16 protein-coding genes are annotated in these 17,667 nt (G+C 37.6%); 3 read left to right on the top strand and 13 right to left on the bottom strand.

The features are described from left to right. Positions 1–96: 96 nt before the first annotated feature. Positions 97–501, bottom strand: a complete 405-nt coding sequence (gene spxA / locus QNH48_RS03755; protein ID WP_283953815.1) for a transcriptional regulator SpxA — start codon at positions 499–501, stop codon at positions 97–99. A gap of 295 nt (positions 502–796) precedes the next feature. Between spxA and QNH48_RS03750 the strand changes: the two genes are divergently transcribed. Then, a complete protein-coding gene (locus QNH48_RS03750; protein WP_283953814.1) occupies positions 797–1,291 on the top strand; it encodes a hypothetical protein in 495 nt (164 codons plus the stop codon). Between the two features lie 317 nt (positions 1,292–1,608). Here the strand turns inward: QNH48_RS03750 and QNH48_RS03745 are convergent, their stop codons facing one another. The 11 genes from QNH48_RS03745 to QNH48_RS03695 form a co-directional block, all read right to left on the bottom strand. Beyond that, a complete protein-coding gene (locus QNH48_RS03745) occupies positions 1,609–2,622 on the bottom strand; it encodes a pirin family protein (RefSeq protein WP_283953813.1) in 1,014 nt (337 codons plus the stop codon). A gap of 344 nt (positions 2,623–2,966) precedes the next feature. Further along, positions 2,967–3,944 (bottom strand): ring-cleaving dioxygenase, encoded by a 978-nt coding sequence (locus tag QNH48_RS03740; protein ID WP_283953812.1) that lies wholly within the window; start codon positions 3,942–3,944, stop codon positions 2,967–2,969. A gap of 18 nt (positions 3,945–3,962) precedes the next feature. Next, positions 3,963–4,931, bottom strand: coding sequence for a ring-cleaving dioxygenase (locus QNH48_RS03735; RefSeq protein ID WP_283953811.1), 969 nt, complete (start codon positions 4,929–4,931; stop codon positions 3,963–3,965). Between the two features lie 95 nt (positions 4,932–5,026). Further along, on the bottom strand, positions 5,027–5,425 hold the full coding sequence (locus tag QNH48_RS03730; protein ID WP_283953810.1) for a DoxX family protein: 399 nt from the start codon (positions 5,423–5,425) through the stop codon (positions 5,027–5,029). A 530-nt stretch (positions 5,426–5,955) separates the two neighbouring features. After that, positions 5,956–7,299, bottom strand: coding sequence for a glucose-6-phosphate isomerase (locus tag QNH48_RS03725; protein WP_283953809.1), 1,344 nt, complete (start codon positions 7,297–7,299; stop codon positions 5,956–5,958). A 404-nt stretch (positions 7,300–7,703) separates the two neighbouring features. After that, on the bottom strand, positions 7,704–8,363 hold the full coding sequence (fsa, locus tag QNH48_RS03720) for a fructose-6-phosphate aldolase (RefSeq protein ID WP_045517207.1): 660 nt from the start codon (positions 8,361–8,363) through the stop codon (positions 7,704–7,706). A 35-nt stretch (positions 8,364–8,398) separates the two neighbouring features. After that, positions 8,399–9,292 carry a phosphogluconate dehydrogenase (NAD(+)-dependent, decarboxylating) gene (gene gnd, locus QNH48_RS03715; protein ID WP_283953808.1) on the bottom strand — a complete coding sequence of 298 codons (894 nt, stop codon included), beginning with the start codon at positions 9,290–9,292 and terminating at the stop codon, positions 8,399–8,401. Positions 9,293–9,344: 52 nt separating this feature from the next. Next, positions 9,345–11,336, bottom strand: a complete 1,992-nt coding sequence (gene tkt / locus QNH48_RS03710; protein ID WP_283953807.1) for a transketolase — start codon at positions 11,334–11,336, stop codon at positions 9,345–9,347. 25 nt (positions 11,337–11,361) lie between these two features. Next, positions 11,362–12,864, bottom strand: coding sequence for a glucose-6-phosphate dehydrogenase (zwf, locus tag QNH48_RS03705; RefSeq protein WP_283955672.1), 1,503 nt, complete (start codon positions 12,862–12,864; stop codon positions 11,362–11,364). A gap of 39 nt (positions 12,865–12,903) precedes the next feature. After that, the gene (gene rpiA / locus QNH48_RS03700; protein WP_283953806.1) at positions 12,904–13,572 is read right to left on the bottom strand and encodes a ribose-5-phosphate isomerase RpiA; all 669 of its coding nucleotides are present in this window, start codon (positions 13,570–13,572) and stop codon (positions 12,904–12,906) included. 35 nt (positions 13,573–13,607) lie between these two features. Next, complete coding sequence (locus QNH48_RS03695) at positions 13,608–13,742, bottom strand: BA3454 family stress response protein (protein ID WP_095250300.1); 135 nt, start codon at positions 13,740–13,742, stop codon at positions 13,608–13,610. Positions 13,743–14,092: 350 nt separating this feature from the next. On the opposite strand from QNH48_RS03695, the gene QNH48_RS03690 reads away from it, so the two are divergent. Next, positions 14,093–14,533: a YaiI/YqxD family protein gene (locus QNH48_RS03690; RefSeq protein WP_283953805.1), complete on the top strand. Its 441-nt coding sequence runs from the start codon at positions 14,093–14,095 to the stop codon at positions 14,531–14,533. Between the two features lie 4 nt (positions 14,534–14,537). Here QNH48_RS03690 and QNH48_RS03685 read toward each other — a convergent pair whose 3' ends face one another. Then, entirely contained in the window at positions 14,538–15,719 is a 1,182-nt protein-coding gene (locus QNH48_RS03685; protein WP_283953804.1) for a helix-turn-helix domain-containing protein, read from the bottom strand. 260 nt (positions 15,720–15,979) lie between these two features. Between QNH48_RS03685 and QNH48_RS03680 the strand changes: the two genes are divergently transcribed. Further along, positions 15,980–17,587 carry a glucose PTS transporter subunit IIA gene (locus tag QNH48_RS03680; RefSeq protein WP_283953803.1) on the top strand — a complete coding sequence of 536 codons (1,608 nt, stop codon included), beginning with the start codon at positions 15,980–15,982 and terminating at the stop codon, positions 17,585–17,587. The last annotated feature ends 80 nt before the right edge of the window (positions 17,588–17,667 follow it).

Raw genomic sequence — 17,667 nt, 5'->3', positions numbered from 1 at the left:
TGAGTTAATATATCTTGGATTCAAGATAATATTAAAACATATTTAGAATTTAGTCAATAACAATTTTTCTATATTAATCTGGGTGAGTCACGGACTTTATTGAACTTCTTCCATTAAGCTATAAACTTCATCAAGTTGGAATACACGCATATTACGCGGCAAAAAGCTCCGTATCTCTTCTTCATTAAACCCTACTTGTAATCTTTTTTCATCAAGGATTAAGGGTTTTCTTAATAGCCCAGGATTTTCTTCAATAATCGCATACAATTCTCGAAGTGATAGAGAATCGATATTTATATTTAACTTCTGAAAAGCTTTTGACTTAGTTGAGATAATTTCATCGGTGCCCTCTTCTGTGAAGTGAAGGATATTCTTAATCTCATCTAATGTAAGCTTTTCAGAAAGGATATTTCTTTCTTTGTAAGGAATATGATGTTCATCAAACCAAGCTTTTGCTCTTCGGCATGAAGTACAACTAGGTGATATATATAAAGTTACCATTATAAACACTCCCTTGATATTTATTGGTCCGTTCGACTTCTATCCATTAGCTTTCCATTTTACCTCTAATTAATTTATCTTGAAATACGTTATCTTGAATTAAAGATACTTTTATTATATACCATCTTCTTCATATGTCAACAGCAAAATACACATTAATTAAAAAAAGCATTCCGCCAAATTCTCAGCTACTTTAATTGATTTATTTTCTCAGTTTTACTATAATGTAATTAGGTTACTAAAAGTATACATGTTACTTTTTATATAATATTATAGTAGAAACGGGGAATGGAAAATGAATATGTTAGAATCAAAAGTAATTCAAACAAGGTTTGAAAAAGAAATTTTTATAGAAGAAAAATCAAATATTAGCATTAGTGAGTTTCGTTTTCTTGATAAGAACGCTCCTTTTTATGAATTTATGATTGGACTCGATCTAATTCGGATTAGGGATAATGAGTATTATGGAAATAAAACAAGTTACGTTATTATAAGAGTTTCAGAGGATTTACAATCTCTTTTTGTATTAGAGCCTGATCTCCAAAGTATATTTGCCATTAAAAACAAACAAGAAATAGAAGCAGCGATAGAATTAATTCATTATCTATTGGTTGATTCACAAACTTTTAAGCAAGTTGTCTCAGAAATGATAAGTACCCTAAAGAGAAAAAATCTTATTAATGGATTTGAAGTCAAGGAAGCTAACGTTAAGCTGGCTGTGCTAGAAAGATTATTAAACGTTAGTAATGAAGATATAGAATTCATGATTAGAATGGAAAATATAGCTTAATTTTAATAAAAGGAGAAAAGCCACTTTTAAATGGCCTTTCTCCTTTTTTAATTGAAATAGTTCTTCCTGCATAAAAGAAGCACCCCTATCTAAGACCAATGGGTGCGGTTTTGAAGTATAACTTTCGAATTCACAGCTAAAATCACTGAGAAAATGGTATATGAATTAACAAACGACAAAGTACCCTGCCACACTGAATGGAATGTCTTCTTTTTCACGACATTCCAAACAAAGATGACGCTCTGTTTTTTTAGATGGTGTTGGGAGGGAGTTGGAGACGATCGATCTCATTAAATGAGTAAAAATGGACAAGTTTGTTACCTTTTTTCAACTCTTCCATCCGCATGGCGTGCGAATCTTCCTGATTCACGCTTATTTACAGGATCAGGACGGTCCCACGGCCAGCCTCCAAATTGTGTAGCTTGATAATCCTTAAATGCATCGCGAATTTCCTGCTCAGTATTCATTACAAACGGTCCATAGGATACGACAGGTTCTTGTATCGGCTCACCCTCTAGGAGCAGCATATAACTCTCAGAAGATCCATTTGTAATTGTGATTTCCTGATCACCAGCAAGCTTTACACGGTGGTACGTTTCAATCGCTTTTTCGTCTATATTTAGTTTATCTCCTTGATAATAGTAAATATTTCTCGTCATTGTCGCTGAAACTGACGGCAGGGTGAAGACTGCATTCGGCTCCATATGAATAACGTAAATACCCACATGATGATTTTTATCGTTTGCCCAAGAAGCAGAGTTTGGTTCTAAACTAGACTTGCCATTCATACTTCCAGCAACTAGTCTTACGGTCGTTTTCTGTCCATTAGCAGCAGTCAATTGTATTTCCGGTATATCTTCTGCCCATAACATTTTATACTCAGGGTCAGCGAATTTATCTTTTGCAGCTAGATTCAGCCAAATCTGAAAGAATTCAAGTGGATTACCTTTGTCCTGGTGGACGAGAGGAAACATTTCAGTATGCTGTGCGCCCTTTCCTGCTGTCATCCACTGAACATCTCCATTCCCAAATCGACCTACGGACCCATATGAATCAAAATGATCAATAAGACCTTCAAGAACGACGGTTACCGTTTCAAAACCTCTGTGGGGATGTACAGGAAATCCCGGAACCGTTTTGCCATGATACATTCTAAAACCCTCACGAAGCGTAAAATCCTCGCCAAGATTTCTGCCTTCCAATGAAACGTTAGGACCCTGCTCGTCATTTCCTGAAGGATACGCATCTTTATGATGTACAGTCATAAGGAACGGGTCTTCTGTCTCCCATGGAAATCCTAATTTTTGTATTTTCATGATTTTGTTATTCATTTCTACCTCTCTCCTTTAAAAGTCATCGTGTTGTGGTTGAATAAGTTTACTATTTTTCCTTTAGCTCTGTTATAACTGAATGTTGATTTCACTGTGTTTGAAAAATAAACGGTAAAATTCCGGCTAAATTGGGAAATACACATATTTCCTTACAAATAAGGGGAGTTTTTCCGTTTATATAACCCAAATCTTTAGATTTTGTCTTATTTAGAGCAGTTAATCGGAATATCTCCGCTTATATCTGCTTCTTAAGCTTCCTCTATATACATTAGCAGGAAATTCTCCGCCTATGAATTCTCATACCTCACAAAAATCAACAATTGATAATAACACAGCCTTTCCTTTTACTCTTTGATGAGTTCCTTTGTACTTCTTACTGTATCAATGGGGCGAACTAATTTTTCGATTTCTTCACGTTTAGGCTCTAAGAATGGGGGTAAGGATAATTTTTCCCCCAGCGTTTCATATGGCTCATCTCCCATAAAGCCAGGACCATCTGTAGCGAATTCAAATAATATTTGCGGTGCAACCCTTACGTACAATGACTCAAAAAAGTGACGATTTACATAACCGGATGTATGGAATCCAAAACCATTCATTCGTTCAATCCATTCTTCTAAAACAGCTCGATCCTCTACACGTAATGCTGCATGGTGAACCGTACCAAATCCTTGTCGGGCTTCAGGAAGAACCGCATTATATTCTACAATGACCGAGGCACCATTTCCGCCTTCCCCCACTTCAAATAAGTGGAATGAACCTTCTTTATCTGTCTCTTTAAATAGTAAAACTTTTTCCATCATTTCTTTAAAGTAATCAAAATTTGCTATTCGAACAAAAACAGGTCCTAAACCAGTAATGGCATATTCTAATGGAATTGGGCCTTTTTGCCATGGTGTACCAGATTCCACCCCTTTGTTGAATTCATCTGAAATTAATTGATATTGCTGATCATCAAAATCAACGAATGAGAGTGTCTTCTTGCCAAATTGCTCTTTGATTCCAGTATGTTTGACTTCTAAACGATCAAAACGTTTTGCCCAATAATCTAATGCAGCATCACTTGGTACACGGAATGATGTCTTTGAAATCTCATTTGTACCATGTACGCCTTTCGGAATGCCGGGGAAGTCAAAGAAAGTCATGTCTGTGCCTGCGCTGCCTTTATCATCGGCAAAGAATAAATGATAGGTTTGAATATCATCTTGATTGACTGTTTTTTTAACTAAACGCATGCCTAAAACATAGGTGAAAAATTCATAGTTCTTTTCTGCACTGCTTGTAATAGCTGTTACATGGTGTATTCCTTTTAAATGGTTCATGATATACTCCTCCAAGTTTTAATTTAAGTTTAATGGTCGTAATTTTTCTTCGATCTCTTTTCGATTAGGTTCCAAAAATGATGGAAGTGATAGTTTTTCTCCCATTGTTTCCATTGGTTCATCTACCGCAAATCCCGGGGTATCCGTAGATAATTCAAATAAGATGCCATTGGGCTCCCTGAAATATAATGCCTTGAAGTAATACCGTTCCACTTTCCCTGAATTTGGCATTCTGTGTTCTTGCAAACGCTCTACCCATTGATTATATTCTTCCTCATTCGGAACACGGAAGGCAACATGGTGAACACCGCCACGACCTAAGCGGGCTCTTGGCAAATCGGGTCTTGTTTCAATATGAACCTCCGCACCGCTTCCGCCTTCGCCAGTTGCATAAACCAAAACATCAGGATGCTCCCCTTCCAGTGACGGGTAGGAGTCGACAAAGCGAAAACCCATCACTTCTGTTAATACACCGATTGTTGGTTCTGCAATTGCCACGGTGAGGGTTACAGGTCCTAAACCAACAATGGCATGTTCCAGTGGAATGTCATCTCTTTGCCAAGGAACCCCTGCTCTCACACCCTTTTCACCGTTATCAGCTACGAGGATTAATCGAGTCCCCTCGAAATCTCTGAAAGCCAAAGTATCACGATTTGCTCTTTTTTGAATCTCATCATGTTCAACCCCAAATTGGTTAAAACGTTCTTTCCAGAATAGCAATGAATCTGAGTTTCTAACCCTTAGTGATACAGTAGAAATGTCTGAAGTTCCCCTATATGTTTGCCCAAGATGAGGAATGTCAAAGAACGTGACTTCCGTTCCTGGGGTTCCTTCCGCGTCTGCATAGAAAAGATGATAGGATTCTGTATTATCTTGATTAACGGTTTTCTTGACCAATCTCATTCCTAAAATTTTTGTATAAAATTCAAAATTCTTTTCCGCTTTCCCTGTTAAAATGGATACGTGATGTAATCCTAAAAGTTTCATATCCTAATCACTCCTGTCATAATATTAATTTAATTCTTTTGTTCGAAATTAAAGATCGACTGGAATAGTAAAAGTGCCATAAAAGACCAGATATTTTAGAATAAAAATGCATCTAAAGCATATTGACCAGGACCGATTAGAGCTATACCAATAGCAACAGAAAGCAAAGTTAAGTTGTATTCATAACCATTTGCTGTTGACCATAATCCGTTAGGAGCATGAACTTTCACAATCGCCATTGCCATAGTCCCTGCAATTATTATTCCTGCGAGTGGGGTTAATAGTCCTAAGGCAAACAAAAGTCCCCCAATAAGTTCTGCTAACCCTGCGAAAAGAGCCATAGTTACTCCTGGTTTTATCCCAATGGATTCAAACCATCCACCAGTTCCTTTCAATCCATAGCCACCGAACCAGCCAAACAATTTTTGAGCACCGTGACCCACAAATAGTAAACCAATTACCAAACGAATGATTAATAAACCAATGTTTATCATCCTTAAATCCTCCTAAGTATTATTTATCTCGAATTCGAGATATTATATTTAAAAAAATGAAAGTTTAAACAGAATTCCGTAATACCAAGCTTGATCTTTGCATTTTCTTCACATATTTGATTATGAATTACTTTCGATGTTTACATGAATAGTAGAAAGGCCAGATTATTGCATTTCCCCTCCATTATTTTTACCTCCCTAAAAAATATTGAATTACATTATCTTGAATTAAATTATCTTGAATATGAGATAATAATAATACTTAAAAACTCTTTTGTCAATAACCTTTTATTCTATTGAACTAAAATGACCTTATATATAGTACCAGGGCGTAGTATTCAACACATTAATGACGTTAAATATTACCCCCAATATCCTGAGTAGTAACGCCCTTTTAACCTATGAATTTGCATATAATCACTTAAAAATCCTGTCATATCAACCAAAAAGCAGTTCAATTTGCGAATTGGACTGCTTTTTGGTGTGATATTTAATGTTTGGTACTCGATATCCGCACGAGTTAATCAAATTTATTTATTAATAGATATGCGTTTTTGTAATTCTTCTCTTTCTGATTCATATCCCGGCTTACCAAGGAGGGCAAACATGTTCTTCTTATAAGCTTCTACACCTGGCTGGTCAAAAGGATTTACTCCCATTAACAAGCCGCTGATTCCACACGCTTTCTCAAAGAAATAAACCATTTCACCGAAGGTATACTCATTTAATTGATCCAGCTCGACAGATAGGTTTGGAACTCCTCCATCTACATGAGCTAAAACCGTTCCTTGAGCAGCATTCTTATTCACATAGTCCATTGTTTTCCCAGCTAGATAATTTAATCCATCCAGGTCTGCATCTTCTTGCCCAAGAGTGATGTCTAGTTTTGGCTCTTTTATTGATACAACTGTCTCAATCAGGTCACGGCGTCCTTCTTGGACATATTGTCCCATCGAATGAAGATCTGTAGTGAAATCGACAGAAGCAGGATAGAGACCTTTTTGGTCTTTACCTTCACTTTCACCAAATAACTGTTTCCACCATTCTGATACATAATGAAGAGAAGGCTCAAAGTTTACCAACAGTTCAATTGATTTTCCTTTTCGGTAAAGGGCATTTCTAACTGCAGCATACTGATAACTTTGATTTTCTGCCAAGTTAGGATTACTATATTTATCCGCAGCCGCTGCAGCACCTGCCATCATTTTATCAATATCTAAGCCAGCGGTTGCAATCGGTAATAAACCTACAGCTGTTAACACAGAGTATCTGCCGCCGACATCATCAGGAATAACAAAGGTTTCATATCCTTCTTCATCAGCAAGTGTTTTTAATGCTCCCTTAGCACGGTCCGTTGTAGCATAAATTCGTTTTTTCGCTTCTTCTTTACCGTACTTTTTCTCTAAATAATCACGGAAAATACGGAATGCAATAGCAGGCTCAGTTGTTGTACCTGACTTTGAAATCACATTGACTGAAATATCCTTGTCTTTCAACACATCAAACAAGTGCGAGATATATGTAGCACTTATATTTTGCCCAGCAAAATAAATTTCTGTTTTGTCATCCAATTGGTTATGAAATGTATGAGATAGCGCTTCAATGGCAGCTCTAGCTCCAAGATAAGAGCCCCCGATTCCGATTACGATTAATGCATCTGAATTTCTGCGAATTCTTTCAGAAGCCGCTTTGATTCTTGCAAATTCTTCTTTATCGTAGTTATGAGGTAAATCTACCCATCCAAGATAATCAGACCCCGGACCTTTTTTCTCGTGGAGCATGTCATGCGCTGTTTTCACAAATTCACTTAAATAATCCACTTCATGCTGTTGCATGAAAGATAAAGCATTAGAATAATCCAATGTAATAGCCATTGTTGTCTCTCCTCTTTCTTTCATTTATGCTTTGTTAAAGACAGATGTTGATTTTTCTAACGAAAATCCATATGAAGGACTATTCTCAATGAAGAATCTTCTGATTTGTCTTTCATCACGCTTATGAAGAACTAATCTCACCGGGGACTCTCCTGATTTATCCTTCATCACCCTTATGAAGGACTAATCTCGCTAGGAATTCTCCTGATTTGTCCTTCATCACGCTTTTGAAGGACTACTCTCACTGGGATCTTTCCTGATTTGTCCTTCATCGACTTTTTATACAACTGTACTAGGAAAATCAACAATGAAATTTAACATAGCTTTCTTTAAATAATGTGTAAGGGCGTTATTTCCTATCCCGGCAAGGATAAGAGATAACGCCCTTTAGTTTTTAGTAAGTTTTAGACTGTTTTCCAGTCAGCTGCAAATTTTTCAAGTCCTTGGTCTGTTAACGGATGTTTTGATAATTGCTCAATGACCTTAAATGGAATCGTTGCAATATGAGCTCCAGCCAACGCCACACGGGTAACATGATCAGGATGACGAACAGAAGCTGCAATGATTTGTGAATCTAGATTTTGAACACGGAACATCTGAGCAATTTTTGCTACAAGTTCTACACCATCTTCATTAATATCATCCAAACGTCCTAAGAATGGCGAAACATAAGTAGCTCCTGCACGTGCAGCAAGCAATGCCTGATTGACACTAAAAATTAAGGTAACATTGGTTTTAACACCTTTTTTAGTTAAATAGCGGCAAGTCTCTAGTCCATCAAGTGTCATTGGAACTTTGATGGTAATATTCTTATCACCACCGTTAATTTTAATTAGCTCGTCCGCTTCCGCAATCATTTGCTCAGCCGTTAAAGCATTGGGCGTTACCTCGGCAGAAACTGACTCAACCTCTGGAACGGCATTTAGGATTTCTGCAATACGATCTTCGAATTTTACGCCTTCTTTAGCAACCAATGAAGGGTTAGTTGTTACACCTGATAATACGCCAATTTTATAAGCCTTTTTAATTTCCTCTAGGTTTGCAGTATCGATAAAAAATTTCATAATCTTTTTCCTCCAATTTTTAATAAATAATATTTTTAGTTCTTTTCGACAGCATGTCCACCAAATTCATTCCGTAAAGCCGCAACAACTTTACCTGTAAAGGTGTCATCCTCTAGAGAACGATAACGCATTAATAATGACATTGCAATGACTGGTGTTGCTGTTTTGAGGTCTAATGCTGCCTCTACAGTCCATTTTCCTTCACCAGAGGAATGCATAATCCCTTTAATTTCTTCCAAATCTGGATATTTTGAAAAAGCATTTTCAGTCAATTCCATCAACCATGAACGAATAACGGAACCATTATTCCAAACTCTTGCAACCTTTTCGTAATCAAAATCAAATTCACTTTTTTCCAGTACTTCAAAGCCTTCTCCAATTGCAGCCATCATGGCATATTCAATTCCATTATGAACCATCTTTAAGAAATGCCCGCTGCCTGCTTTACCGGCATATAAGAAGCCATTTTCAACAGCTGTATCTTTGAAAAGAGGTTGTACGACTTCCCATGCTTCTGGATCACCGCCAATCATATAACAAGCTCCATTTCGAGCTCCTTCCATACCGCCAGAAGTACCTGCATCCATAAAGCTCACGCCTATTTCCTTTAACTCATTGTAGCGTTGAATCGATTCCTTATAATGAGAATTACCCGCTTCAACGACTATATCTCCTTTTTCCAAAAACGGTAAGATTTCACCGATAACGGAATCAACCACTGCATGTGGGACCATGATCCAAATAATTCTTGGATGATCCAAAGACTGAATGAGTTCTTTATAACTTGATACGCCAGTTGCTCCATATTCCTTCATATTTTCAACTGCGCTTGGATTCACATCAAATGCCACCACTTCGTGATGATGATCCAATAAATTTTGTCCTAAATTTAATCCCATTTTTCCTAAACCAATAAGTCCTACCTTCATTATGTTCTCCTCCAATTGTGTAAATAATTTGTTTTATCTTCTTCTACTTAGATTAATTTAAGACACTTTTCGCCATAAGCACTACATTTTCAGTTGTAAAACCAAACTCCCTCATGACTGCAGCTCCATCACCTGAAGCACCAAATGTTTCAATGGATAGGATTTTTCCTTCAAATCCAACATAGCGCTCCCATCCAAGCGAAATTCCCATTTCTATAGCAACTCTTTTTGAATTTGAAGAAGGGAGTACAGCTTCTTTGTATTCATCTGATTGCTTGCTATACAATTCCCAGCTTGGCATCGAAACGATACGGACCGATATATTTTCTTTTTCAAGCTCGGTCTTTGCATTTACTGCCAAGGATACTTCGGAACCTGTAGCAATTAAGATTACGTCTGGTGTTGAATTTGTTTCTTCTAATACATATGCTCCCCTTGAAAGGTTGTCTACATTAGCCTTTGTAGCATTAAAAACAGGTAGGTTCTGGCGGCTAAGGATCAATGCAACAGGACCTTCTGTTTGCTGAAGAGCATAAGCCCAAGCATTTGCGGTTTCATTGGCATCCGTTGGTCTTATTACCGTTAAACCAGGAATTGAGCGAAGTGCTGCTAAATGCTCAACAGGTTCATGGGTAGGACCATCCTCACCTACTGCAATGGAATCATGTGTAAACACATAAATCACTGGAAGTTTTGATAATGCAGCAAGACGGATCGATGGTCGCAGATAATCATTAAAAACAAAGAATGTACTTACAAAAGGTTTCACACCTCCGTGATAGGCCATACCATTAGCAGCTGCTCCCATTGCGTGTTCACGGACACCAAAGTAAACATTACGAGCACCGTATGATTCAACCGCGTAGATTTGTTCACCTTTAATTTCTGTCATGTTAGAATGGGAAAGATCTGCGCTTCCGCCAAAGATTGCTGGCACAGATTTCACATAATGGTTGATTGCATCTCCGCTTGCAACTCGTGTTGATATACTTTTGCCAGTTTCAAATGTTAATAAATCTTTTGTATCGATAAGAACTTTTCCATTTATGGCATCTGTTAATTGATCAGCTAATTCTGGATATGTTTGCTTATAAGATTGGAATAAGTTATTCCAGTTTTGTTCCGTATCGATTCCCTTACGCTTTATTTGCGCAAAATTTTCTTTTACTTCTTCTGGTACAAAGAAATCCTCTTCATAAAGCCAGTTATAAGCTTGTTTTGTCGCTTTTCCTTCTTCCACTCCAAGTGGTGCACCATGTGCTTTATTGGTTCCTGCTACCTTGGGACTGCCATATCCAATAATGGTTCTGATTTCAATCAAACTTGGTTGGTCTGGTTTTTGTTTGGCTGCTTCGATGGCATCAGAAATGGCTTCAAGGTCATTTCCATCTTCGACTCTCAAGTAGTGCCAGTTTGCTGATTCTGCTCTTTTCTCGATATTTTCAGAGAAGGAAGCATTTAATTCCCCATCTAGTGAGATATCATTTGAATCATATAAAACTACAAGTTTCCCAAGTTTCATATGGCCTGCCATTGACATGGCTTCATAGGAAATACCTTCCATCAAATCGCCATCTCCAACTAACGCATAGGTGTAGTGATCAATAACCGGATGCTTTTCTTTGTTAAACTTGGCTGCTAAATGTGCCTCTGCCATTGCCATCCCAACTGCGTTTGCAATCCCTTGGCCTAGCGGACCTGTAGTTGCTTCTACACCAGGTGTATGACCGAATTCAGGATGGCCCGGTGTTCTGCTATTTAACTTCCTAAAGTTTTTTAAATCATCAATGGTGACATTATATCCAGCTAAATGAAGCATGCTATACAGCAAACTTGATCCATGTCCCGCAGATAGAACAAATCTGTCGCGGTTAAACCATTTTGGGTTTTCTGGGTTGTGATTCAGATGTTTCGCCCATAATGCATACGTCATGGGAGCTGCACCCATCGGGAGACCAGGATGACCTGAATTTGCTGTATTAATGGCATCAATAGATAGCGTTCGAATAGTAGAAACTGATAGGTTTTCAATGTTTTGTGACATCGTTTTTATTTCCTCCTAGATATTCTTAGTTGTGTAGTACCTTTTCCTTGCTTTCTTGAGGTTTTTCATCCAGCCACCATTTAAAGCCATTTTCGAAAAGTAATAAATCAGCGGCAGCAGGACCATAAGACCCTGACTGATATTCATGGAGCGGTACTAGATTTTCCTCAAAGGCATCTATAATTGGCTGTACCCATTCCCATGACAATTCAACTTCCTTCCAATGAGCAAAGAAGGTAGAATCTCCGTTACTAGCATCATAAATAAGTCTTTCATATGCTTCAGGGACCCCTAAGCTTATCTGATCATTTGATAAATTTATCCTTACAGGTTCAACCTTTCCATTATTCAATGGGTTTTTGCTGTTTAATTGGAAAGAAATATTTTCATCTGGATTGATTTCGATGATTAATAAGTTCGGCTTCATTTGATTATTTTTATATGAATGGTTTTCCTGATTTTTAAATTCCATTACAATTCGTGTAGATTTTTCCTTCATTCTTTTTCCTGTCCGAATGTAAAAGGGAACCCCAGTCCATGATGGATGATCCAACCACAATCGAGCAGCCACAAAGGTATCCGTAGTGGAAGCAGACCCTACACCTGGCTCCTCTTTATAACTAGGAACTTTCTGTCCGTTTACTTCCCCTGAAATGTATTGTCCGCGAACTATATCGTAATGAACATCTTCTTTCATTATAGGACGAAGTGACTCCATGACCTTCCGCTTCTCATTTCTAATTTCTTTTGCGTTTATTTCTTTAGGAGAGTCCATAGCAGTCATCATCAGCATTTGCAGCATATGGTTTTGAACCATATCACGTATTGCTCCAGCCTGATCGTAATATCCCGCTCTTTTTTCTACCCCAACCGTTTCACTCGCGGTAATTTGGACATTTGCAATATGTTCTTTATTCCAAATCGACTGTAATATGGGGTTTGCAAAAGCCAGTGCTTCAAGGTTTTGAACCATCGGTTTCCCTAAATAATGGTCAATTCGATAAATTTCGTCTTCATCAAACGCACGGCTTAGTTTTTCATTTAATTCACGGGCAGATTGGAGGTCATGGCCAAATGGCTTTTCAATGATCAACCGTTTCCAACCCGATGTATTACCTAGTCCACTGTTATTGATGTTTAAGGCAATTGTGTCAAAAAATTCTGGTGAAACCGAAAGATAAAACATCCGGTTTTCGTCTAAATGAAGTTCCTTTTCACGCTGCTTCACTAACTGTAGTAATGATTGATAATCTTCTTCACGGTTCACATCCAACTTACTATAGCGGAAGTACTCTAAAAATTCTCCCATAGCAGCAGCCTCATGCTCCAGGCGTCGTGAAAATTCCAAAATGGAGTCTTTTACTTTTACTTGAAAATCAGAGTGTGAAAGTTCCCCTCTTCCGAGTCCAATAATGGATATAGACTGCGGTAATTTTTGATCCACATATAAGTTGTATAGAGCTGGGAAAATTTTTCTTTTTGCTAAATCCCCTGTTGCTCCAAATAAGACAAAGGTCATTGATTCCATCATTCTTCCCCCATGTTCGTAATCTATTTTCTCTACTATCTATCTTCGAGCTTTCGTTACAAGTTTGTTATCAACAACGGTAATAACAGCATCCGCCATTCCAACAAATAAGCCATTTTCCACCACACCAGGTATAAGGTTTAGCTTTTTCTCTAAATCTCTTGGCTGCTTAATTTCTTGAAAGCTGGTATCCAAAATATAGTTACCGTTATCTGTTAAAAAAGGATTCCCCTGATCTAGTCGTATCTCTGGTCTGCCACCAAGCTCTCTGACGTGTTTGACTGTCATTTCAACTCCATAAGGGACCACTTCGATTGGCAGCGGAAAGGTTCCTAATGTATTTACATTTTTATGAGAGTCTGCAATGACAATAAAAGTTTTAGCTGCTGCAGCGATAATTTTCTCTCTTAAAAGGGCACCGCCTCCGCCTTTTATGAGATGTAACTCTGTGTTCACTTCATCTGCCCCATCGATCGCTACATCAATTTGCTCAATCTCATGGAACGAAACAAGCGGGATGCCAAGTTCTATTGCTAATTTTTCTGTCTGCTTAGAAGTAGGTACTCCTTTAATGGAAAGTCCTTGCTGGACTAGTTGACCAAGCTTAGAAATGAAATAATATACGGTAGACCCTGTACCAAGTCCGACTACCATACCGTCTTTTACGTACTCTACAGCTTTTTCTCCAACTTCTTTCTTTTCATTCAAAGATTAATCCCCTTTCTACAAAGCTGATTTCCTTATTAATTTGTCCATTGTCTTGAGACTTGTTCCCTTGCCAACTGTAAGATTTCCTTTTCAGAAGTATTCTTTCCTACAATGACATTCGTTTGATAATTCTTCCCTTTGAAATTAAGCTTTACAGTTACTTCAATCATATCGTTCACTCCCTGATGAATTTTTCTTCTATTTATCTATCTGCAATTTTCGTTATTTGGTTATTTTTATTACTTGAGTTACTTTATGTAACCATATTACATCTTTCTTTTTAGAACCGTCAAGAATTTTATCTCGAATTAAAGATATTATTATTTTTTTATGTAAAAACACGTCATTCTAAATTGAATGACGTGAATTCACTGTTCTTATTCTATACCCCTCTCTCAATGTTGTATATTTTCTTATTTTTTGTTAGGTTTACCTCAACAAGAAACAATTCAATTCTTAATCTAATGTTAAAATTTATATATATAGTAATAATTAGAATACCTTAACAGGAGTGATAAAGTTGAAAATTTATGTTGATGCAGATGCTTGTCCGGTAAAAGATATTATTATTGCTGAAAGTAGGAATGCTAACCTCCCTGTTGTCCTTGTTACTAGCTTCTCTCATTTTTCTAATGCGGAGCAACCATCAGGGGTAGAAACCATTTATGTTGATTCTGGAGCAGATGCTGCCGATTATCGGATTATGAAGTTAGCAGCAAAAGGAGATATCATCGTTACGCAAGATTATGGTCTCGCTTCGCTAGGTTTAGCAAAAGGGTGTACCGTTCTTCACCATACAGGGTATAGCTATACAAATGAAAACATTGATCAATTATTACAAACGCGTTATTTAAGTGCAATGGCTCGAAAAAGCGGAAAACGTACAAAGGGGCCAAAACCATTTACAGCCGAAGATAAGGAGAAATTTAGGGAGCTGTTTAAAAGAGCGATTTCAAGCTAAAACATCAGCTCCCAGCCTCCCCATCTCGATACTGCGAGGGGGTTCTGCCCGTTTCTTTTTTAAATACTCTAGCAAAGTAGGACGGATCATCGTAGCCAATCATAAAAGCGAGTTCCTCAACGGATAGATTCTCTGCTTTTAATAGATGTTTCGCTTGATTCATTCGCAGCTTTTGCTGAAAAGCTGTTAAGGTCATGTTTGTTTCTTCTTTAAATTTTCGAGATAGATGACTCGGATGGGTGGACAGTTTTGCTGCCAATTCTTCTTTATTGATTTGCTTATTATAAAAACTGATTATGTATTCCATCACTCTTTGTGTCATGTATGTGTAATTACTTAACGAGTTGGATATAACTACATCGCAATATTCCTCGATCATGCGGTCTTCTAATTGATGCAGGGTTTCCACCTGATTGGCATTTTCAATTTCATAAGCGAATTTTTCCGAGATCCGATGAATCATGATGGCAGGAACATCACTGTTTCTTGCTGAAGTCCGCAGTAGCGTATTTAGGATAATGGCAACATTTTTAAGCCTGCGTAACGGCTGGTTTGGAAAACGTTCGGAAAAGGAAAACAGCATATTTTTAGAATTAATGAGTTCTAGAGCCTCCTTTTTATCCCCGCGTTCAACCGCATTCATAAAATCCTTTTCAGTCTTATACCTCAACTTAACTAGTTCGCCTTCTTCATCCACATTGATGTGGTCTTCCTTCTTATGAACAGGAGTGCTGCTTCTATCAGAAACAATAACAATCGGGGTCATTTCCTGCTCTAACATGTTTGTAAACTGCTGTAGGACACTTCCATAACTGCTGGCTTGTTCTGCAGTTAGTACATAGATTTTATCGCTTATCAGCTTTAAATCTTCACTTTGTGTACTTGTAAGGTGATAGTCCCTAGATAAACTGTATAGATTCGGTGTCTTATCAAAATACGGACCAATAATAATAGTCCATGCCTCCTCTTTTTTGCTAAAGGAATATCCAAAATAATGTAAGTCCCATTCATTTATATAGGAGTAAAGTTGTCTTGTTTGTTTGATATTGTCATACAAAGATAAAACATCTCTCTCCCCCGAACCTGGCATAAATGCAGGGATAGAAATCATTTCATGATGGTAAATTCGCTCCCGATTTTGATTGAGTACATACGTATTTAAATTGGTTATATGTTGAATTTTCATAGCCGTTGAGATGATTTTTGTTGGTTCCAGGTTATTTCCTCCAATTGGACAGGTGCAAATATAAATTTGTTTTTATCCGGATATTATCAAATAAATCCTAATGGACTACGATTGAAATCATTATACTAGTATTACGTTAGCCCTTTCAAATTCAAGAAATATTAAATAGAGAAAATGAAAGCGGTAAAAATATTTATAAACGATAGTAATTGAGGAAAATAAAGCAAAAGATATAGGATATGGGAGTGTGGAAAACAACTATGAGTAATCAAAATCAGCACCATGCAAATACAGCAGATTTACCGAATGAGAAAAAAGAAACGACATTGTCTAAGGTTTTAGGCGTTATCTCAGGAAGTTTTGCCCCTATAATCGGAGTTCTCGCTGGTGCCGGACTCTTAAAAGCAATGTTATCGGTTTTAAACACTTTAGGTTGGCTATCAAATGAAAGCGGTGCCTATGTAATTTTATCAGCAGCGGGAGATGCGGTTTTTCATTTCTTGCCATTATTTCTCGGTATATCCATTGCTCTTAAACTGGGTGCCAACGGTTATGTCGGCGGGGTAATTGGTGCAGCCATACTGATGCCAGAAATTATGCACCTTGTAGACAACGATGTGAAGTCAATTGACTTTTTAGGTATTCCTGTCTTATTAGCGGATTATTCTTCTACCGTATTTCCTATCTTTATCGCCATGTTTGTATATGCAGGACTAGATCGATTATTAAAAAAAGTGATTTATAAAGATATTCAGATGTTTATCAACCCTTTGATTTCAATAGCTATCCTCGTCCCGTTAACGATGTTGGTGTTTGGCCCAATCGGGACACTTCTTGGAGAAGGTTTAGGTTCAGTCATTAATTTCTTAAGCGACCGAAGCGGGCTATTAGCAGGAGCTGTTTTAGGTGCTTCATGGACATTCCTAACCATTATGGGGTTACACTGGACGATTATTCCACTTGCCATCGTAAATCTTGCCACTGGTCCTGATCCTATTATCGCCATGGCAGCGGCAGCTCCATTTGCTCAAGTGGGAATTGGGATTGCGGTTTTTCTAAAAACACGTGATAAAGATTTAAAAGCTCTTGCTGCAAGCGGAATCTTACCTGGTGCTTTGGCTGGAACCACCGAGGCTATTAATTATGGAATTATCCTTCGTTATCGAAAAACAATGGTCTATGTCATCATTGCAGCTGGAATTGGCGGAGCAATCAACGGAAGCCTTGGCGTTGTTATGAATGACTTTGTCCTTCCAAGTGTACTTGCCATTCCCGCGTTTACACCAATTTGGCAATATCTAATTGGGATTGGCGTCGCTTTTGCCTTAGGATTTCTTATGACATATCTCCTTGGTTATGAAGGGAAAAATTCAAAAGTGAATGATCATTTTACCCAAAATATTTTTGGTGTACAGCCGGAAAACATTAATAGCCCATTACGTGGAAAGGTGGTTCCATTAACCTCTATCCGCGACCCATTATTTTCGACCGAGACCGTAGGTAAAGGAATTGCCATTGAGCCCGAAGCAGGTAAGATTTATTCTCCTGTTGATGGTGTGATTACAACACAATTCCCTACAGGACATGCAGTTGGGATAAAGTCTGAAAATGGAGCTGAGGTATTAATTTATATTGGCCTTGATACTGTAAGACTAAAAGGAAAATACTTTACACCACATGTAAAACAAGGTGATCATGTTAAACAAGGCGACCTGCTCATTGAATTTGAAATGAATCAAATAAAAGCTGAGGGATTTGAAACCACGACATTGGTGGTCATCACCAATAAGGACCAATATCTTGATATTAAAGCTATGAATCATGACACTGTCGAACAAAATGAAACCTTATTGAAATTAACAGTTTAATCTATGATTAAAGGGTTGGTCTTGTTTAAGACCAACCCTTTTTAATTCGGATATTAATAAAAACCCCTTTTGTGGTCCAG

Origin of the sequence: Neobacillus sp. YX16, from assembly GCF_030123505.1 — a bacterium.
In the GTDB taxonomy this organism is placed as follows: Bacteria; Bacillota; Bacilli; order Bacillales; family Cytobacillaceae; genus Neobacillus.
This window is presented reverse-complemented; position numbering and strand designations above follow the sequence as displayed.